The organism is Sporosarcina beigongshangi (assembly GCF_033485195.1).
In the GTDB taxonomy this organism is placed as follows: domain Bacteria; phylum Bacillota; class Bacilli; order Bacillales_A; family Planococcaceae; genus Sporosarcina; species Sporosarcina beigongshangi.
In genome coordinates, this window is the sequence record NZ_JAWLIR010000045.1 from 17,532 (window position 1) to 37,756 (window position 20,225).

General features: G+C 37.1%; 21 protein-coding genes and 1 pseudogene. 15 read left to right on the top strand and 7 right to left on the bottom strand.

Translation table 11 applies throughout. The features are described from left to right. Positions 1-140: 140 nt before the first annotated feature. The 4 genes from R2B77_RS15820 to R2B77_RS15835 all read left to right on the top strand — a co-directional run bounded on the left by R2B77_RS15820 (position 141) and on the right by R2B77_RS15835 (position 2,127). Positions 141-371: a helix-turn-helix domain-containing protein gene (locus R2B77_RS15820; protein WP_203249048.1), complete on the top strand. Its 231-nt coding sequence runs from the start codon at positions 141-143 to the stop codon at positions 369-371. 333 nt (positions 372-704) lie between these two features. Beyond that, positions 705-1,013 (top strand): ArsR/SmtB family transcription factor, encoded by a 309-nt coding sequence (locus R2B77_RS15825; RefSeq protein ID WP_203249049.1) that lies wholly within the window; start codon positions 705-707, stop codon positions 1,011-1,013. Positions 1,014-1,077: 64 nt separating this feature from the next. Next, positions 1,078-1,956 (top strand): permease, encoded by an 879-nt coding sequence (locus R2B77_RS15830; protein WP_203249050.1) that lies wholly within the window; start codon positions 1,078-1,080, stop codon positions 1,954-1,956. Positions 1,957-1,971: 15 nt separating this feature from the next. Continuing rightward, the gene (locus tag R2B77_RS15835) at positions 1,972-2,127 is read left to right on the top strand and encodes a hypothetical protein (protein WP_203249051.1); all 156 of its coding nucleotides are present in this window, start codon (positions 1,972-1,974) and stop codon (positions 2,125-2,127) included. 153 nt (positions 2,128-2,280) lie between these two features. Here the strand turns inward: R2B77_RS15835 and R2B77_RS15840 are convergent, their stop codons facing one another. After that, positions 2,281-2,442 carry a hypothetical protein gene (locus tag R2B77_RS15840; RefSeq protein ID WP_203249052.1) on the bottom strand — a complete coding sequence of 54 codons (162 nt, stop codon included), beginning with the start codon at positions 2,440-2,442 and terminating at the stop codon, positions 2,281-2,283. Between the two features lie 57 nt (positions 2,443-2,499). Beyond that, the gene (locus R2B77_RS15845; protein ID WP_203249053.1) at positions 2,500-3,063 is read right to left on the bottom strand and encodes a recombinase family protein; all 564 of its coding nucleotides are present in this window, start codon (positions 3,061-3,063) and stop codon (positions 2,500-2,502) included. 122 nt (positions 3,064-3,185) lie between these two features. Between R2B77_RS15845 and R2B77_RS15850 the strand changes: the two genes are divergently transcribed. Together R2B77_RS15850 and R2B77_RS15855 are read left to right on the top strand one after the other, a co-directional pair. Further along, positions 3,186-4,595: a SulP family inorganic anion transporter gene (locus R2B77_RS15850; protein ID WP_203249054.1), complete on the top strand. Its 1,410-nt coding sequence runs from the start codon at positions 3,186-3,188 to the stop codon at positions 4,593-4,595. Between the two features lie 13 nt (positions 4,596-4,608). Further along, positions 4,609-5,022, top strand: a complete 414-nt coding sequence (locus R2B77_RS15855; RefSeq protein WP_203249055.1) for a universal stress protein — start codon at positions 4,609-4,611, stop codon at positions 5,020-5,022. A 94-nt stretch (positions 5,023-5,116) separates the two neighbouring features. Here the strand turns inward: R2B77_RS15855 and chrA are convergent. From chrA to R2B77_RS15870, 3 genes and pseudogenes are all read right to left on the bottom strand, one after another. Then, positions 5,117-6,309, bottom strand: a pseudogene (gene chrA, locus R2B77_RS15860) (chromate efflux transporter). A 16-nt stretch (positions 6,310-6,325) separates the two neighbouring features. Next, positions 6,326-6,634, bottom strand: coding sequence for a PadR family transcriptional regulator (locus R2B77_RS15865; RefSeq protein ID WP_203249057.1), 309 nt, complete (start codon positions 6,632-6,634; stop codon positions 6,326-6,328). Between the two features lie 296 nt (positions 6,635-6,930). After that, a complete protein-coding gene (locus R2B77_RS15870; RefSeq protein WP_203249058.1) occupies positions 6,931-7,743 on the bottom strand; it encodes a cupin domain-containing protein in 813 nt (270 codons plus the stop codon). A 243-nt stretch (positions 7,744-7,986) separates the two neighbouring features. Here R2B77_RS15870 and R2B77_RS15875 point away from each other — a divergent pair, with 243 nt between their 5' ends. The 7 genes from R2B77_RS15875 to R2B77_RS15905 all read left to right on the top strand — a co-directional run bounded on the left by R2B77_RS15875 (position 7,987) and on the right by R2B77_RS15905 (position 13,254). Next, positions 7,987-8,292: a DUF3243 domain-containing protein gene (locus R2B77_RS15875; protein ID WP_203249059.1), complete on the top strand. Its 306-nt coding sequence runs from the start codon at positions 7,987-7,989 to the stop codon at positions 8,290-8,292. 290 nt (positions 8,293-8,582) lie between these two features. After that, positions 8,583-8,930, top strand: coding sequence for an ArsR/SmtB family transcription factor (locus R2B77_RS15880; RefSeq protein WP_203249060.1), 348 nt, complete (start codon positions 8,583-8,585; stop codon positions 8,928-8,930). 15 nt (positions 8,931-8,945) lie between these two features. After that, a complete protein-coding gene (locus R2B77_RS15885; protein WP_203249061.1) occupies positions 8,946-10,244 on the top strand; it encodes an arsenic transporter in 1,299 nt (432 codons plus the stop codon). A gap of 24 nt (positions 10,245-10,268) precedes the next feature. Next, positions 10,269-10,688 carry an arsenate reductase (thioredoxin) gene (gene arsC / locus R2B77_RS15890; RefSeq protein ID WP_203249062.1) on the top strand — a complete coding sequence of 140 codons (420 nt, stop codon included), beginning with the start codon at positions 10,269-10,271 and terminating at the stop codon, positions 10,686-10,688. An 89-nt stretch (positions 10,689-10,777) separates the two neighbouring features. After that, on the top strand, positions 10,778-11,137 hold the full coding sequence (arsD, locus tag R2B77_RS15895) for an arsenite efflux transporter metallochaperone ArsD (protein ID WP_203249063.1): 360 nt from the start codon (positions 10,778-10,780) through the stop codon (positions 11,135-11,137). A 12-nt stretch (positions 11,138-11,149) separates the two neighbouring features. Further along, complete coding sequence (gene arsA / locus R2B77_RS15900; RefSeq protein ID WP_203249064.1) at positions 11,150-12,925, top strand: arsenical pump-driving ATPase; 1,776 nt, start codon at positions 11,150-11,152, stop codon at positions 12,923-12,925. Between the two features lie 47 nt (positions 12,926-12,972). Then, positions 12,973-13,254: a HesB/IscA family protein gene (locus R2B77_RS15905; protein WP_322555751.1), complete on the top strand. Its 282-nt coding sequence runs from the start codon at positions 12,973-12,975 to the stop codon at positions 13,252-13,254. 116 nt (positions 13,255-13,370) lie between these two features. On the opposite strand, the gene R2B77_RS15910 is transcribed toward R2B77_RS15905, so the two are convergent. After that, complete coding sequence (locus R2B77_RS15910) at positions 13,371-15,527, bottom strand: type IA DNA topoisomerase (protein WP_203249066.1); 2,157 nt, start codon at positions 15,525-15,527, stop codon at positions 13,371-13,373. Positions 15,528-15,724: 197 nt separating this feature from the next. Between R2B77_RS15910 and R2B77_RS15915 the strand changes: the two genes are divergently transcribed. Together R2B77_RS15915 and R2B77_RS15920 are read left to right on the top strand one after the other, a co-directional pair. After that, positions 15,725-17,857 (top strand): hypothetical protein, encoded by a 2,133-nt coding sequence (locus R2B77_RS15915; protein WP_203249067.1) that lies wholly within the window; start codon positions 15,725-15,727, stop codon positions 17,855-17,857. Beyond that, entirely contained in the window at positions 17,847-18,197 is a 351-nt protein-coding gene (locus R2B77_RS15920) for a hypothetical protein (RefSeq protein WP_203249068.1), read from the top strand. The genes R2B77_RS15915 and R2B77_RS15920 overlap by 11 nt, the downstream gene beginning before the upstream one ends. A gap of 157 nt (positions 18,198-18,354) precedes the next feature. Here the strand turns inward: R2B77_RS15920 and R2B77_RS15925 are convergent, their stop codons facing one another. Then, the gene (locus R2B77_RS15925) at positions 18,355-19,863 is read right to left on the bottom strand and encodes a DNA topoisomerase (protein WP_203249069.1); all 1,509 of its coding nucleotides are present in this window, start codon (positions 19,861-19,863) and stop codon (positions 18,355-18,357) included. Between the last annotated feature and the right edge of the window lie 362 nt (positions 19,864-20,225).

A 20,225-nucleotide genomic window follows, 5' to 3' on the forward strand; every position in this document is an offset into this window, starting at 1 on the left:
TTTACCTCATTTCATTACTCAAGTGTAGTCTTACAATACAGACAGTGTAGCATATCAGGCTCTCTCTTGCAGACTATAGTCCGTGGACTGAACACCACATTTCTCTGAGTATAGAGAAAAAGAGTGTGGTGCTATAGTGGATGGAAATAGAAGAGGTTTTCGGGAAAGTACTAAGAGAAGTTAGGTTGGAAAAGAAATTTTCACAAGAAGAGTTAGCTCATATTTGTGGTTTAGATCGTACATATATTAGCCTAATGGAAAGAGGAAAAAGAAAGCCGACAATTAATACTATCTTCGCATTAGCTGTAGGTTTAAATGTTTTACCAAGTTCCCTTGTATTAGCAACTGAAAAGCTCATTGAGTTTAAGTAATTAACAATGTTGTTCATACTCTATATTCGATTCTGACCAGGCCGAGAATATTTCCTAACTAAGATTCTTTCTTGTATCCTTTAGGGATATTTATGGATGGTTGCAATAGAGGAATCCCCCGGTTGCTCCGAAGTTCGTGACAGCGATAATAAAATAGGGCGTTCATCAATGGAGTTAAGACCCCAGTGGACGTCTTTATTTGCTCTAATCAAATGAACCGAAAGGGTGAAATTTAGTTTTGCTGGAAAGCAGACACTGTTTTGTTGACACTTTTTCCTCTTTAGCATAATATACTATACATCAAGAATATTTGATGTGAGGAGAGAAATAATCATGATTAAACAGCGGGATGTTTGTGATACAACTTTACTCGACTATGAGAAGAAATTTAAAGCATTGTCGGATCACAAGAGACTTTATATATTGCGTATTTTGGCTACAGAAGGAAAAACCTGTGTTTGTGATTTGAGTGAACTACTAGCATTGCCACAATCTAAATTATCGTATCATCTAAAAATCTTATTAGATGTGAACTTTATTTCTGTTGAAAAAGAAGGGAAATGGAATTATTATTCAGCCAATCCTAATGAAATAAAGAAAATATTATCTTCGGATCTTTGTTGTCTCTTTTATCCTGAATAAGGATAATTTTTTTATAGTTCACATCAATAAAAGTTGATGTGTTTACTCAGAAAGGATGATTTATATGGATATTATGGGGTTCATTAAAAACTTCTTAATATTATTTGTTGAATTGGCAGCGTTATTTCTTTTGATTAGTTTCCTTGTGAGCTTGCTTCAACAAGTTGTTACGGAGGAAAAGATCAAAAGTATTTTAGAGAAAGGTAATAAAGCGACGGGGTATGTCTCTGGAACCTTTTTAGGTGCGCTTACGCCATTTTGCTCCTGCTCAACCATCCCGATTTTGGCAGGGTTATTGAGTTCAGGCGCGCCATTCGGTCCGTCAATCTCCTTTTTAATAGCATCGCCTTTATTAAATCCGATTATCGTGATTTTATTGTGGAAGCTATTAGGCTTGAAATTGACTGTGTTTTATGTCGTCAGTATGTTTATTTTCGCAGTGCTAGCTGGTGTCCTATTTAATGCACTTGGATTAGAAAAACATCTAAAAAACGTAAGAATTCGACGCACAAAAAATGAAAATGGTGAACCAGAATCCAAGTGGGTTCTCGCTTTAAAAGATGCATGGAACTTCTTTTACCCGGTCTTACCTTACTTACTCATCGGGGTTCTCATTGGTGCCGTTATTCATGATTTCATTCCAGCTGAATTTATAACAGCGATTGCGGGGAATGATAATCCGTTTGCGATACCTATAGCTGCTGTAATTGGAATTCCGATGTACATTCGAGTTGAAACGATGATCCCTATATCAGAAGCGTTAGTAGCTAAAGGAATGAGCATGGGTGCTGTGGTTGCACTGATTATTGGGGGGGCAGGAGCGAGTCTCCCTGAAATCCTACTGTTAAACAAATTATTTAAGCCACGATTAATAGCAGCCTTTATCATCACAGTTTTCATTGGTGCTGTCACAACGGGATATATTCTTTACTTTACATTTTAAGGAGGTGAAAGACGAATGAAAAAAGAATCGTTGTTTAAAAAGATTTTTGCTTCCAAGCAGGATTGCTGCTCTGTTGATATTGAAGAGGTTGAAGAGAAAACTGAAAAGGTTTCTGATAAAGCTACGGCAAGTAAAAGTGATTCTTCATGCTGTTCCTCTAAAAAGGAGTAATCAAAAAGTTATAACTTTGAAAGGTGATAGTAATGATTATTAACCGTGGAGGTACATTAAGTACCGCCTACTTTACATCCTATTTTGAGCTAATATTAGCGTCTCGAACATCGGATGTAGACGAAGCTAAAAAGATTGTTTTTCAACGCTTATTTAATAATAATCCTCGCCAATTAGGTAATGAAACGTATCGACAATTTTTACAAGCGTATAATAATTTGGCGAATAATAAATAAACAACAGAGATGCATTTTGCTCCTCTGTTGTTTTTAGTTTCTTTTTTCTTGATAAAGGAATGAGAATGAATGGCCTCATCTTTTATTTACCGGTTCCGTATGCTTTTATTATCGCTCTTGCTTTAATTCTCCTACTCTACTCAGTCTCATCGGACAACGATGTAGAGCGATCATCCAAATAACGATATAAAGTAGTCTTACTAATTCCAGTCGCTTCTTTTATGTCATATAGCGTATAAGTCTTACTGTCATACATTGAAAAAGCCAGCTGTAAATTGTCATCTGGTTTTCGTGGACGACCAATTGATTTACCCTGTTGTTTAGCAGCTTGTAGCGTAAATGTAGAAGAATGGCTTAGAAACTTTGATTGTAAATCCGCAAAAAAAGTCGCACTTTGAAGTAGTGAAGCTTTTTGTATCGTTTGGTTGGTTAATTGTTCATCGACGAAGTGAATGGTGATTTGATCTCGTTCTACTAGTCGTAAAATATCTAAAAGTTGCTGAAGGGAATCAGCTAATACTGCGATATTTTGGACGAACAGCTCGTCATCTTTTTGAACAGTCATCAATAATTGTTCAAGCTCAGTTCTTTTCTTGGCAAGTCCATGTGCCTCTTTAAATAATGTATCAAAGAAAAGTTCGTTTAATTGATGGGTGCATTGTTGATCCCGAACAATCGGACGGATGTATCCATATTTCATTTTTTTTTTGCTCCTAACTTCCCAAAACGGTTCACTTTTGGGAATTGAAATGATATGCTACATACATTCTAACATCGATAGTAGCTATGTTGAAATTTTTGTCTTTATGAAAGGGGAACAGTATGCATACTTTAAAACAACAGTGGTTTGGGAATGTGCGCGCTGATATTTTAGCCGGAATCGTTGTTGGGCTGGCACTTATTCCGGAAGCATTGGCTTTTGCCTTCATTCTGGGTGTAGATCCACGTGTCGCATTATACGCTTCATTTACAATGGCGGTCATTACTTCGTTTGTCGGTGGCCGTCCTGGTTTAATCTCATCAGCAACAGGTGCGATGGCATTAGTACTCGTCAGCTTAGTGGCGAATCATGGCTTACAATATCTACTCGCGGCCACTATTTTAACAGGAGTCATTCAATTTATACTTGGGTTGTTTGGTGTAGCGAACTTGATGCGCTTTATTCCAAACTCCGTCATGCTAGGCTTTGTGAATGCGCTTGGGATTATGATTTTTATAACGCAACTGCCTTATTTAATAGGTGGTGGCATGATGACATATGTTTTTGCAGGCGTTACGCTAATATTGGTGTATTTGATTCCGCGATTTTTTACCGCGATTCCTGCACCGCTCATTGCCATTGTGGTCATGACGGGCATTGCGCTCCTAAGTGGAGTGAAGTTACAGTCGATTGGTGACCTTGGATCGATGCCAAATTCGTTACCGATCTTTTTCTTACCAGATATTCCGCTTAATTTTGAAACGTTAAAAATTATTTTGCCGTATGCATTGGCGCTTTCGGTTGTCGGTTTATTAGAATCACTACTTACATCTCAAGTGCTGGATGATATGACAAATACGCAGAGCAATAAAAATACAGAAGCGCGTGGGCAAGGGATTGCTAACTTCATCACTGGTTTTTTCGGTGGGATGGCAGGTTGTGCATTGATTGGGCAATCGATTATCAATATTAAATCAGGAGGGCGTGGGCGTTTATCGACATTAACGTCAGGTATTTTTCTCATGTTTTTAATTATCGTTTTGGGCGATGTCGTCGTCAAAATACCGATGCCTGTTCTTGTTGGTGTTATGATTATGGTCAGTGCGACAACATTTAATTGGAGCTCGTTTAAGTTTTTGAAACAAGCGCCTAAATCGGAGTCACTTGTTATGCTCTTTACGGTTGCGATTATTTTATATACACATAATTTAGCGATTGGTGTTGTTATTGGTGTTATATTAAGTGCGCTATTCTTTGTTGCAAAAATTTCTCGTGTGGCAGTAACACATGAGAAGGATGGATATAAGGTAAAAGGTCCTTTGTTTTTTGCATCAACCACAAAATTTATTCAGTCATTCGATAATGTTTCAGAAAATGAAATCGTCATTAATTTTGAAAATAGTCAGCTATGGGATGAGTCAGCTGTGGCCGCTATTTTAAAAGTGAAACAACAGCTTGAACAACAAGGCGTGACGGTGCATATTCAAGGGTTAAATTCTTCAAGTGAACAATTGTATAAACAATTAACGTAAGGGAGGAATCTACATGAGGATTGCTGTAGCAATTGATGGGTCAGAAAATGCTTTACGTGCAGCAAAACATGCTATTACACTTTGCAAATACTTACCCGAGGCGCATTTAGAAGTTATTTATGTATCGGATTATAATAAGGCAAAAGATGAGCGGCTGTTATCTCAAAGCCCTGAGAGCTTAACATTGAAAAGAGAGCAAAAAGTGCAGCCTATTATAGAACTAGCAAAAGACGTCGGAGTGAAGACGAAGATTACAATGTTAAAAGGGAATCCGAGTCAAGAAATCATTCAGTATGTGAATGCAGAAGAAATTGACCAACTTGTCATCGGGAGTCGAGGCTTAAATACTTTACAAGAAATGATCCTTGGTAGCGTCAGTCACAAAGTCATGAAGCATGTGAATTGCCCGATTACCATTGTTAAATAAAGAACTTTCATTCCCAATACTATACGATGCGGTGACTGGTGAGAAATCAAAAACAAGAAAAGCCCTCATTTTTTGAAGGGCTTTTCTTGTTGTATCACAATAAAGATAATAATGATCCACCGATAGCTCCAGAAACCACAATAATCCAAGGTGGAAGTTTCCAATAGGCTAGCATACTAAACAAAATTGCAGCTAGAGCAAAATCAACAGGTGCCAAGATTGAACTTGTCCAAATCGGAAAATAAAAAGCAGAGATTAAAATTCCGATAACTGCTGCATTTACGCCCATTATTGCACCTTTAATTTTAGGATTGTTACGTAAACTATCCCAAAAAGGTAACGCACCAAGAATAAGAAGGAAAGCAGGTAAGAAAACTGCAAACGTTGCGACTAAACCACCTTGCCAACCTTTCATAACGGTTCCTAAATAGGCTGCAAATGTAAATAGAGGACCAGGTACTGCTTGCGTAGCACCATAACCTGCTAAGAATGACTCTTCGCTTATCCATCCAGTTGGTACAAGTTCCTGTTCTAATAAAGGCAAAACGACATGCCCCCCACCGAAGACTAAAGAACCTGAACGATAAAAACTATCGAACATTGCTACCCAATAGGATCCGGTTACTTCTCTGATAACCGGTAAAAGAAATAACAAACCGAAAAATAACAGTAGACAGATCACCGAAACCCTTTTAGCTATCGGGAAGTTCGATCTAGCTTCTTCAACTTCATCGTGTTGTTTAAATAAAAGGAACCCAAAGAATGCTGCGATTAAAATGACACCTACTTGAGTAAAAGCTGATTGCCAAAGAAGTGTACCTATTAGTGCAAATAAAGCGATGGCTTTTCTTTTTAAATCAGGCGTCAAGTTTTTTGCCATCCCGATAATCGCATGTGCAACTACCGCTACTGCCACAATTTTTAATCCGTGTATCCATCCAGCATTTCCGATATCAAATCCAGTGAGCAGTAAAGCAAAAAGGATAAGTGCAATAACTGAGGGTAGCGTAAACCCAATAAAAGATATAATTCCACCTAATACACCTGCCCGCATAACGCCTACTCCGATACCCACTTGGCTACTGGCCGGACCAGGTAAGAACTGAGATAAAGCAACTAAATCCGCATAACTTTTTCATCCATCCATTTTCTTCTTCGTACATATTCTTCATGAAAATACGCTAAATGAGCTGTTGGTCCACCAAAAGATGTAAATCCGAGTCGTGATGAAACTAAAAATATCTCCAAAAGTGATTTAAATCCCCTATTAGGGTTAGTTTGATTCATTGTTGGCTCCTTTTTGTTAGTCTTTGATTTCTTTGAAGAGTTCATATGCTTTTTTCCTGGCTTCAATAAGGACTAGATCTCCTTTTTCAGTTGTTGTGTAATATTTTCTAATTTTCCCATCCACATTTTTATCTTCTCTTGTTAGAAGCCCATCAGACTCCATTGAATGTAGGATAGGATAAAGAGTACCAGAACTGATACTATAGCCGTGTTCCCTAAGTTCTTCTAACATCCATACACCGAAAATGGGGTGTTCTTTTGCATGATGTAATATGTGTATGTGAATAAAACCAAGAAAAAGTTTTCTCAGCACTTTGTCTTCCAATTTGTCACCACCTAAATGTGGAATGCCGATATTTAATATCAATATTGGTTTTCGATATTAATAACATAGCATCATCTTCCATATTTACCTAGCCTAAATAAGAAAATTTACATATTCTTAACATCCCAAAATTAAAACTTACGAGAAAAAATGGCTTGGATTTTTCACCAAGCCATTTTTCTTTCTAATATCTGTCGTTAAACTAAAGCACTCATTAATAGAATAAAGAAAAAACGGTTTCCTTATTATGGTATCGACCCAATTGTGTAATTAACTATATGCTTTCACCTCTAATTCTACATATTTTTGCTTTGCTGAAGAAGTTTGGATTCTCCTGTACGTTCCCATCCTTCTACTGTTTCATATGCTTTTTCAGGAGAATACCCTTTCCCTACAAGAACTCCCATTAAAATAAATTCTTGAAGAATATGCGTAGCATTTATTCCTCTTTTAACATCCTCTAACCCTTGATTCACCAAAAAATCCGTGTACTTTATCCATTCATCTGGCGTCCTGCCAAAAACAACTGTATCTCCATTGCCATGACCGTAACCTTCTTCTGAAGCCTCTGCATCTGCTTTTGTTACATGAACTGTACCAAATGGATGGTTAGGAAGAGCGTAAATCGAATAAAGTTTTAGCGGAATATTACCTGTATTAATTATATTGTGCCATGTTCCAGCAGGTATTATTATTGCAGAATCATCATAGACATTTCTTTCAAAGCTTAAATTATCTTTCCTCTTGCCCATTTGAACAATACCCTGACCTTGTTCAACACGTAAGAATTGGTCAACGTGAGGGTGCATTTCCAAACCGATATCTTCGCCAACATTGAGACTCATCAAGGTAACTTGCAAATAAGTTCCTGTCCATAAAGCGGTACGGTACGTATTGTTTTGCTTCGTAGCTTTATTAATATTGACGACAAACGGTTCTGCTCCATAATCTGTTAGCAAAATGCTTCCATCGGAGGGGCGAAAAGAACCAAATCTATTTGTATATTCTTCCCCAACAGGATTAGTCCAGTAACCAGACTGTCTACAATAGTTATACATCGGCAAATTAACATAATAAGGATATTGATGCATGTTTGGAGCGTAATACATTTTTATCAATCCCTTCACAACTTATAAATTATCCTATGCTCTATGTAAAGGGAGTGTACTTAAATTCAAGTTAAATGGAGATATGCTGGAGTAGAGGTTTTCAACTTCAGGCAACCCACCTTACTTTCTAAATACAAATTTGAACACCGAAATATTTTTTCTTCCGATGTAAATTTTTCCTTGGTTACTTTAATTACAATAAGAGCAGTATATGTGTACAACAACAAAGGAGTGTTATTTTATATGGACATGCAAGACAAAGTACAAAAGGAACTGTCGAAAATTGACGGCGAAGAGAAAAATCAGATTTTAGAGAATTTCAATCGATTCAAACAGTACCTCTCAGAAAAAGTAGAGCTGGGCGAAAAAATGGGGTTAAGTGAAGAAAAGCTTGCGAAAACTACCGAGTTAGTTGCAAATTATCTCGCCAAGCACGAAGAACCTCGTAACCGGGAGGAAAATCTTTTAATGGAGCTGTGGAAATCCGGATCTAAAGAAGAGCAACATATGCTTGCACATATGCTTTTGGAAATGGTTAGGAAAGCTTGAATTAAATAAAATCAACTATTTTACTATTAAATTATGACTGGGTTTTGGTTGAATAAAAAGGCGACCGCTCAATGAACTGCACCCCAATTGTTAGACACATCCGACAATTGGAGGTGCTTTTCTGATGGCTAAATTTTCTGCCGAAGAAATAATTCGGCTTGTAATACCTCAACGGAACCTTCAACTGATGATTCTTTAGCTTTGGTAGAAAAGAATTTTTGAAAAATGTAGATAATCTATTTGCGTATATAACTATATAGTTATATGATGATGTTGTGGAGGGATGATAGATGAATACAACAGCAACAATTGATCTGCAACGAGCATCACAACTATTAAAATTACTTGGTGATCAAACGCGTTTGACGATGATGAAATTGCTACAATCACATGATTGCTGCGTCTGTGAATTTGTAGAGATTTTCAAAATGAGTCAACCGGCGATTAGCCAGCACTTGCGTAAACTAAGGGATATCGAGTTGGTGAAAGAAACGCGTAAAGGAAAATGGATCTTCTACTCGATCAATGAAGATCATGAAGATTATCCGTTTATACAAGGTATCCTTGAGCATCTTCCCGGACAAGACGGATTAGTAACTGAATTGGAAGCGCAAGGGTTGCGCATTTGTTGTGAGTAGAGAGGAGAACGAGCGTTGACTTCAGTTATTATCGCATCATTGATTTTTATAATTACACTGATTTTTGTAATTTGGCAGCCTAGAAACTTATCGATTGGATGGTCTGCCTGTATAGGTGCAGTAGTCGCTTTATTAGTAGGAGTAGTTAATTTTCAGGACGTCATAGACGTAACGGGGATTGTATGGAATGCTACGCTTGCTTTCATCGCGATCATAATCATCTCATTAATCTTGGACGAAATCGGATTCTTCGAGTGGTCTGCCCTTCATATGGCTAGATTAGCTAAAGGCAGCGGTATTCGCATGTTTGTTTACGTCAGTCTTCTAGGTGCAGTTGTTGCTGCGTTATTCGCAAATGACGGAGCAGCCCTCATATTAACGCCAATTGTGCTTGCAATGGTACGAAATTTGAATTTCAATGAAAAGATGATTTTTCCTTTCATTATTGCCAGTGGTTTTATTGCAGATACGACTTCACTACCGTTAGTCGTGAGTAACTTAGTCAATATAGTTTCGGCAGACTTTTTCGGAATTGGATTTGTTGAATATGCATCTCGAATGATTGTTCCGAATTTATTTGCTTTAGTTGCGAGTATAGTAGTGCTGTTGTTATTCTTCCGAAAAAGTATTCCAAAAGACTACGAAGTCTCAGATTTAAAAGAACCGAAGGATGCTATTAAAGATATCAAGCTGTTTCGACTAGCTTGGGTGATTTTAAGCGTGTTACTTGTAGGGTATTTCTCAAGTGGTTTTACGGGATTGCCTGTCTCTATTATTGCTGGGCTTACGGCCATATTCTTTATGTTCATGGCACAAAGAAGTCCTGCTGTTCAAACGAAACAAGTATTGAAAGGGGCTCCTTGGGCCATCGTATTCTTCTCGATTGGGATGTATGTTGTCGTCTACGGATTGCGTAATGTCGGTCTTACAAGTGTTTTGGGAGATGTCATTCAAATGGCTGCCAATCAAGGACTCTTTGTAGCAACGATTTCGATGGGCTTTATTGCGGCGATATTATCATCCCTCATGAATAATATGCCTACCGTCATGATTAACGCGTTGGCTATATCAGAAACGACGACAACAGGATCTATTCGCGAAGCTTTGGTTTATGCAAATATCATTGGGTCGGACTTAGGTCCGAAAATTACCCCAATCGGTTCCTTGGCTACTTTATTGTGGTTACATGTCCTATCTCAAAAAGGTGTGAAAATTTCTTGGGGTAGCTACTTTAAAATCGGTATTATCTTAACAGTCCCTACACTCCTGATTACACTAATCGGACTGTATGTATGGCTGTCATTTATACAATAAAACATAAAAAAGGGGATTTTCATGATGTCGAAAAAAACACTATATTTCTTATGTACAGGTAACTCATGCCGTAGCCAAATGGCTGAAGGTTGGGGCAAAAAATATCTTGGTGAAGAATGGCAAGTTCTGAGCGCTGGAATTGAAGCACATGGGGTCAATCCAAATGCCGTTAAAGCTATGAATGAGGCTGGTGTTGATATTTCCAATCAAACTTCGGATATTATCGATTCGCAAATCTTAAATAACGCAGATTTTATCGTTACGCTTTGTGGAGATGCTGCTGACAAGTGCCCGATAACACCACCCCATATCAAACGTGAACATTGGGGCTTTGATGATCCTGCTAAGGCAGAAGGAACAGATGAAGAAAAATGGGCATTCTTCCAGCGTGTACGCGATGAAATTGGTGCAAGGATTGAACGTTTCGCTACAACTGGTGAATAAGTAAAATAGGCCGTGGATTCACATCACGGCTTTCCTTGTAATATATATATAAGGATATAATTATACGATTATAAAGGAGGTGTTTGTCAATGAAAAAGGTTGAAATATTTGATCCTGCAATGTGTTGTTCAACTGGTGTCTGTGGACCAAGTGTTGATCCAGAATTAACGCGTATCGCATCGGCTGTTTATTCACTCGAACAAAAGAAATTTGATGTTACACGCTATAATCTTGGGAATGATCCGGGTGCATTTGTAGACAATGAAGTAGTCAATAAGGTACTTCTTGAAAAAGGCCCAGATGCCCTTCCTTTGATACTTGTGAATAAAGAGGTTGTAAAAGTCGGTGCCTATCCGACGAACGAAGAGTTGGCTGAGTGGCTTGATGTAAAAACTGCTGAACTTCAGGAGAAACCGCGTGTACGTGTTTCAGTTAAGTTTGATAAATAAGGGGGAATAGTCGTGTATCTATTATTCAATCCTAACCAAATTGTACTCACTCCATTTTTATTTTTTACCGGAAAAGGTGGTGTCGGTAAAACATCAACAGCTTGTGCGACAGCAGTGGCTCTTGCCGACCAAGGAAAAAAAGTACTCTTAGTAAGTACCGATCCTGCTTCAAATTTACAGGATGTTCTCGATGTAGAATTGACGAATGATCCACTAGCTATTCCAAGTGTAACTAATTTATTTGCTTGTAATATTGACCCGGAGGCATCAGCAAAAGCATACCGTGAAAAAGTTGTCGGTCCTTATCGAGGTAAGTTGCCAGATGCTGTTCTCTCAACGATGGAAGAACAGTTATCGGGTGCTTGCACAGTTGAAATAGCTGCATTCGATGAATTTTCTCATCTGTTATCCGATGAAGATGTGTTAAATCAATATGATCACGTATTGTTTGATACTGCGCCGACTGGACACACACTGCGTTTATTACAATTACCAACTGCATGGACTGGATTTTTAGAAGAGAGCACACATGGGGCTTCCTGTTTAGGTCCCCTATCCGGTCTTGGAGAGAAAAAAGAGTTGTATGCGAAAGCTGTAGAGTCTCTTTCTAATCCAGCAAAAACGACGCTGATTCTGGTTGCGCGACCAGATGTATCTTCCTTAGTTGAAGCGAATCGGGCTTCTTCAGAGTTAAAGGATATTGGTATTAAAAATCAGCTGCTTATTATTAATGGACTTCTTCAGACACATCGTCCCGATGATAGTGTGTCAACCGCGTTTTATGAGCGACAGCGCCGTGCATTGAAAGAAACGCCAAAAGCATTAAAACAGGTTGTGACGTTTTCCCTTCCGTTCGTTTCGTATTCATTAACTGGAGTTGATAACCTTCGGCACTTATTTAGCTCTTATACTATGACTGTATTTGAAGATGATAGCCTTAGCAAAAAAACGATTCACCTTCCAGGCTTAAACAAATTTATCGATGATTTTTCTTCGGAAAATATACGTGTAATCTTCACAATGGGGAAAGGTGGAGTTGGTAAAACATCGATTGCATCTGCAATTGCTGTCGGCCTCTCTGAGAAAGGTCATCGCGTTCATTTGACTACAACAGACCCAGCAGCACATCTCGCGTACACATTTGAAGGCAGTGCATTGAGAGACAATCTGACAATTAGCAGTATCAATCCGGAAATTGAAGTGAAAAAGTATCAGCAGGAAGTACTTTTGGCTGCAGGGGAAGGGTTGGACGAAGAAGGAATTGCGTATTTGAAAGAAGATCTGGAATCGCCATGTACGGAAGAAATCGCTTTGTTCAGGGCATTTGCCGACGTAGTGGAGAAATCGGAAAATGAAATTGTCGTCATTGATACGGCACCGACCGGACACACATTGTTATTGCTGGATTCAACGGAAGCCTATCATAAGGAAATGAGCCGTTCGACTGGCGATGTACCAGAAAGTGTGAAGAAGCTTCTTCCCCGTTTACGAAATCCAAAAGAAACAGGTGTGGTCATTGTGACATTGGCAGAAGCAACACCAGTATTAGAAGCTGCACGATTGCAGGAGGATCTCAAACGTGCGCAGATTGATCCTAAGTGGTGGGTAATCAATCAAAGTTTATATGCAACGGATACAACTGATGCTGTCTTAAAAGGGCGTGCAGTCTCCGAAATAGAGTGGATTAAAAAGGTCAAAGAAGAACTAGCACTGCAATGTGCAGTGATTCCATGGTTACACGAAGAAAAGATAGGCTATGATAGTTTGAAAGAATTTATTGACGCATAAAAATGCCACGATGCAAAATGATGGATGAGAAAGGAAGGAATATAAAAATGAATATTACGAACGAAGCGAAACAATACATTCAAGCCATGTTGGAAGAACAGCAAGCAAAAGGACTCCGGGTCTATGCGGTTGAGGGAGGATGTTGTGGCCCACAAATCGCATTATCACTTGATTCTCCCGAAGAATCGGATACTGTTTCTGTGATCAATGAAATCCCTGTTGCAATTGCCCTGCTGGCTAAAGAATTCATCAGCGATTTAACGTTGGACTTTGAATCTAAAGGTGAACACTCCGGTTTAGTCATGATTGGTTCGCCAAATAACTGTTAATAAGGAGAATGAATAAACGCCGAACTTCAATGTTCGGCGTTTGTTGTTTTATAGCTATATTTATGTTATTCATTGTACTGTTTGAGTCTCTGTTCGACACAGGTTTTTCGTATAAATCAATCTTTATTAAACTCCATCTTCCAACTGAAATATTCGTTATCCTGATTTTTTTCGTACCTCATATTAGCATCAAACTTATTCCCTTTTTTGCTAGTTAATCCTTTGACTGTTACTACCCCATTTTTCAAAAGCGTTTTCACCATTGTTTTTGTCGGCTTTTTTTTCATTGTAGCCAAAAATTTATCGTTCTTCCAAATAACATATTTACAACCGCTTCTCCAATTACTGCAACCATATCCTTTAGTCCCTTCAATTATTCCATGACCGCAAAGAGGGCACTTACCCAATACTTCATTCTGTTTCTGGTTTTGTTGTACTTCATTAATAATTACTTTTTGTTCATTTTTTATTCTATCAACAGCATTGGTAGTAAATTTATAAATCAAATCAAGAAATGCTTCTTTAGTAAACTTTTGTTTTTCAATATCGGATAATGTTTTTTCCAATCGTCCTGTAAACTCTAAATCAAACAATTCTTTAATTGGAAATGTATCTACTAGCTTTCTTCCAAGTTCAGTACAAGTTAAATTTTTATCTTGTCCCACAATATAGCCGACATCTTTTAGTTTTTTAATTGTCTCGGCTCTTGTAGCCGGTGTACCGATACTATAACCACTTAAAATTGTAGCCATCATTTCTTCACTGTCTTCATTCTCGTAACCCTTTCCGCATGTCTCCATTACTCTTAGTAATGTTTTTTCTGTATGATACTTAGGTGGCTTTGTAACATGGGATGTCAGGTCGTGATTTACAATACTTACGATATCATTTGTATTCACCAGGGGTAAGATTGTATCTTTGGATTCAATCTTCTCGACTTTTTTCCACCCTTCAATCAACTGTACTCGACCCTTAGATACAAAATGTCCTTTTACTTCACTACTATTAACCTTGGTGATTATTTTTGTCTCTTCATGTTCCGCGATAGGCATGAACTGCATGATGAAACGATTTTTTACGGCTGTATATACCATCTGTTCATCACTTGTTAAGGTTTTGGGAATTAGATAGGTCGGTATGATTGCGCTATGGCTATCGACTTTTGAATTGTCAAAAACACGTTTTAACTTAGTGAAATTAATTTCATTTTCATATGGTAATCCTTTTTTTAAATTATCTAGTACTTTTGCAGATTTTTCTACTAGGCTTTCCTCTAATACAACGCTCGCAGTCCTCGGATATGTAATGTATTTCTTTTCATAAAGCGATTGGGCTACCTTTAATACTTTATCAGATGTCCATCCTTTGTATTTGCTTGTAATATAACCTTGTAAATTTGAAAGATTAAACAAGTACGGTGGGTACTCTCTTTTTCGTTCAACCTGTTTGTGGTTGATGGATGCTGCTTGATTCGCTAGAGCTTGTTCAATTTGTTCAAGTGTTTCCTTAGACTCGAACTTTTCTATACCATTTTCAAAATATGTTCCGTTGTATTCTTTTTCATCTTTAGTTTTAAATGTGGCTTCCAGTTTAAAGAAGTTTTTTGGAACAAAGTTTTCTATTTCTTTATCTCGATCATAAATAACTTTTAAGGTCGGCATTAATACTCTTCCAATATTCAGTGCTTGTCCTGAGCCTTTCTGATACTGCAATGTTGCCACTGATGTTAAGTTGATACCAATTACCCAATCAGCCCATTGCCGGCTAATACCAGCATCCAGAAGGGGCCTCATTTCAGTATTAGGCTTTATGTTTTGAAGTCCTTTTAACACTTCTTCGGGTGTCCACTCATTTTGCAGAAGTCGATATACTTTTTTCTGTGTCTTGAGATTGTAAATGATCGTATCGCCTATAATTTGGCCTTCTCGATCAAAATCACAGGCTGAAATAATCATATCTACATCATTTCGTTTCATTAAGCTATAAATAATCTTCAGCTGCTTTTTAGCCCCAGAATCTTCTTTTCCTCGATTTCGTGGATCACTTTTCACCTTGTATCGAAAACCTGATGGAATGAAGGGGAAGTTCTCCAGATTCCACCTTGCCATTTTTTCATCATAATCCTTCGCATCGTAGAGTTGGAGCAAGTGTCCAAACGCCCAGGTTATAATATATCCATTGCCTTCAAAATAGCCGTCACTTCTATTTTTAATTTTTAAAGCATCTGCAATATTTTTTGCGACAGAAGGCTTCTCTGCAATAATTAGTCGCATATTATCCCTCCGTTAATAGAATTTCAATGTTATTGATTTTAATAGCAAATCGATTGTAAAAACAGTATATTCTGATTGCCATGACATTTAGGGTTATAGGTATAGTATACTAAAAATAGAGCATTAAGTATTTTTAATTTTATGTTGTATTAGTTGACAATTATAAGCTTAATTTATAGAGGGGTTGGGGAGGATTATTGAAGATAGATTTACATTTACATACCAAGAAGTGTAAACAGGGAGATAGTTCTAAAAGAAATATTGAAGTTACAAGGTTTATTCAAGAAATGAAAGAAAATGACGTTGGGATTTGTGCGATAACAAATCATAATCATTTTGATATAGATGAGTATGAAAAGATAATCCAAGAAGCACCTGAATTACTTGTGTTTCCAGGTATAGAGTTAGATATAAAGTATAATGATGAGCACTATCATATAATTGTTATGTGTAATCCGGGTAAAAGAAAAGACTTTTATAATCATTTTGATAATGACACAATTAGAAATTATGATACCTTTTTTATTAACTATGAAGAATTTATATCCCTAATTAAAAAATTTGATCCAGAAGATATTATCGTCTTTCCACATTTTTTAGATAAGGACAAGGAACGTGCATTAAATATGGACGCTAAAGATAAGTTACGGGAAGATTTAAAGGGTTTTTTAGTGATTTTAGAGCCTGGAAAAATGCAAACTATGGGGGTTATAAATGCTCATAATGAACTTTCATTAATAGGAAGTGACGTGACGGATTGGGATAAATATAATCAATATGAACTACCAGAAATTAAATTTAGAATAAGTTCATTTGAAAAGTTTTATGAACTAGCTAACAATCCGAGTTTATTTGTTAATAGATACCTAAACGATACGCAAAAATACATGATACCTGTAAAAATAGGTGATCAATTATTAAGTAACCCCGTTCAAATCTACAAGGATATAAATATAATTTTTGGAGAAAAAGGTTCTGGGAAAACAATTTTATTAAAAGACCACATCTATAGTTATTTAAAAGAAGAAGGATTTAATGTTTTTCTACATGAAGGTAAAGATTATAATGAACAGTACAATAACCTTATAACCAATTTTGAAAGATCGGTTACGGGAGATGAAACTATATTAAAAAGAATAGAAGACAATCTTAAATTGATTACTGATTATCAAGAGCACAAACCTTTTAACTTCCTGGAAAAGTTTAAAGCATATCACAGTAATAAGAATGCTAATAAAAATGCAAAAGTTATTAAAAAAACAGATTCACAATTTAGTAACAACTATACTAGAAAGTTTGAAAATATTATTGAGGACCTAGAGTCAGATTTAAATAAAATAAAAAAAGTAAAAGAAATCAATACTAAAATAAGAAGTGTATCTGAGCAAAAAGGAACTATACTTACTGAGCAATTAGATTTGCTAAGTATAGATCTAGTTAATTCTTCAATTAATGACTATAAAACAATTTTTAGTGCAGAAAACACTGAACTTTTTTTAACAATATTAAAAGATTCAGTGCAGAAAAAGACAGGGAAAGAATCAAAGCCAAATAATATAGGGTTTTCTAAGTTGGTTTCGCAACGTTTAGCTAGACTAACTGCCAATCAAACCTTAATTCAAGACCTGGAAGATATAAAGATTTCTAAAACTCATAGACTGGGAACAATACCAAACAAAGGTAGAGTCAGCATGACAACTAGCATTGAAGTACTAGAATCGGATGAAAACTATAATACGAAAAAAATATTTGAAAGAAATAAAATTATTAGGAATAGAGGATTGATAAAGAAAATAAGAGAATTTGACTTTAGAAACTTCAGAAGTATAAATGATTATTTTACAGTAGAGGAGAAAATTAGTCCTTCAGAGTTTTCCGAGGATATGATCAAGAAAAGAAACGTTATAAAAATAGATGGAAATAATGATTATACTCCTTCTGAAGGTGAGAAAGCTATTATTACAATTAGTGGGTTATTAGAAAATGATAGTTATGATTGTTATTTGTTTGATGAAATTGAACGTGGATTAGGCCAAAAGTATATAACAGACTATATTGTACCCAAAATTAAGGAACAAAGAGATAAGGGGAAAATAGTTATAATTTCAACTCACAATTCTAATATAGCTATAAATACTCTACCAAGCCAGACGATATATTGTGACTATAATGTAAACACGAAAAACATTTACTACATGGGAAATCTTTATACGAATCAACTAATTGGTACCGATGAAGGTAATGAATTAATTTGGAAAGATAAAGCATTAATTCACTTAGAGGGAAGTAAAGAAATGTTCGGGAAAAGGAGAAATATATATGGAGTTTAATATGAAGTTAGACAAGGTTGTAATGGAAGTTAAGATTGAGGAATTGAAAGATGAAGGGGGTGAAAAAGTAGTTAGTCTTATAGTGGAAGATTTAGATTCGGCAAAAATAGATTTAAGTAATAGTAGTATTGATGAGGTAAAGGATTTGTTTGATAAGATTTATGAGTATATAATTTCTCAAGAACAATTAATTGTGTTTGATTTAATAAATACTGAAAGTAATTTATTTATTGAAGTTGCTACTGATTTGGTAGAACACTTAAACAGTGAAATAGAGCAGTCAGAAGTAAATTTTGCAGAGTTAATACATAGAAAAAATAATATCCTAAGGGAATCTTAAAATTAAACACCAAATAATTGTAGTAATAGAATCCTTTAATGTCTAGTTCTTTTATGGGAACAAACTATAGTTTAAGTTGTATAAAAAATTAGCCCAAAATATAATTGGGCGAAATGCTTATATGTAAATTCATCACTGCGCCTCTTTATTTAGCCCACTAAAAAAAATACCTATAATTTCCAGTTTTCATCATGGCGATGAGCTGACCTTCTGTGTACGGTTTAGGTGGCATCGTTTTGCCTTCTTTAATGCCGATGTCACTGTCGACTGGTTCATGGAGCGTGAGTGGTGGCAATGAAGGCTCGTCCTTGTCATTTTCTTTAGCTGATGAACGAACGAATAGCGCTTTCCAGCCTTTGTCACGCTCGGTCTTGCCGACTGTGAAGAAAGGGAGTCCGTTGACGTCAGTCGTTACCTTCGTTTCGGTGTACAGATAATCGGTATGGAACATGGCGAGTGTCGTGCGAACTACTTCTTCGTATAAGTTACGCTCAATATTCGACAGCCTACCAAGCACCGCTTGTGACGGGATTTTCTTCGTTGGAATGATGGCGTAATGCTCCTGAACCTTCGAGCTGTCAACATAGCGCTTTTTCGGTGCAAGCGATTCGACAGGGAAGGGATGTCCGATAAGCTGTTGAAAATCGCTCACTTGATCGGCAAGATAGGTGAATTCATTTGGCGTAATATAGCGAGAATCAGTTCTTGGGTACGTGACAATTTTCTTTTCGTAGAGTCCTTGCATGATTTTCAACACATCTGCGGGACTCGTTTTCCACAATCGATTCGCTGTCGCTTGTAACGTTGACAGTGAATGGAGTTGGGGAGGCGGCGTCCGCTTATCGATTTTTTCTACAGATGTAATTGTCCCCGGCGATTTCGGATGGATATTATGCTTGGCCAACAGTTCCCGAATGATTTCCCGTTTCGGTTCTTTAGCCTTTGCTTTTCCTTTATACGTTCCATTAGCAGCCGTAAAAGTCGCTTCAATTTCAAAAAATGGCTCTGAAACAAACGTCTCAATTTCTAGTTGGCGCTGATAAATTAAGAAAACCGTCGGCGATTGTACGCGACCAATTGAAAAGACGTCCTGAACGCCTCGCTCCTTCAGAAGCAACGAATAAAGACGTGAGCCATTCATGCCCACAAGCCAATCACTAATTTGACGAGCTTTCGCTTCCTCATACATGAGTAAATCTTTACGATTATCATGCAAATTCGCAAAGCCCTTGCGCACTTCATCGACTTCAAGTGAATTGATCCACAATCGTTTAATCGTTTGATTTCTAGCACCCGTTTGATAGTAAATGCTATAGAAAATATTCGATCCTTCACGGTCCACGTCACAGCCATTAATAACCGTATCCGTCCCTTTAATGAGCTTCTTCACAATCGTAAACTGCTTATATTTCCCCTTCGCCACCTGAAACTCATAGCGTTCTGGCAAAATCGGCAAGCTGCCTAGTGACCACTTCGTCCATTTTGGATCATAGGCTTTTGGCTCCTTCAATTCAACCAGATGACCGATACCCCATGTAATATAGGCACCCTCTGGGAAAATCGGAGAAGGTAAGATTTCCAAATAGCCTTCATGTCGTTTAACAGAAAAAGCATCCGCATAAGCTTTCGCTTGGGAGGGTTTTTCAGCTAGGATGACCGGTTTCATGATAGCACCTCTTTTCTTTTTCGCGATGAAACAGTAGTTCTACTAGTTGAATTATCTCATAAAGGGGGATGGTTTCCAACTTCATAGTTAGGCTTGGGAGTGGAGATAAGTGTGTATTTCATGAATAGATGTGGAGGTGGTAAGCTGAACATATATTAAAAAAGACTGAGTGCATCAACACCTAGTTAATGCAGCTGACATACCGCATGAAGTACGGTTGACCAGTTGTAAGAATGTTTAACTCAAAGAGTAATCACCCTGCACTTCAAGTGAGGGTGATTACTTTTTTCCATTGTGTGAGTGACCGGATTTTAACAGAACGACTACGGAGAGAGCTAACATTTCGAAAGAATAGTCAACAC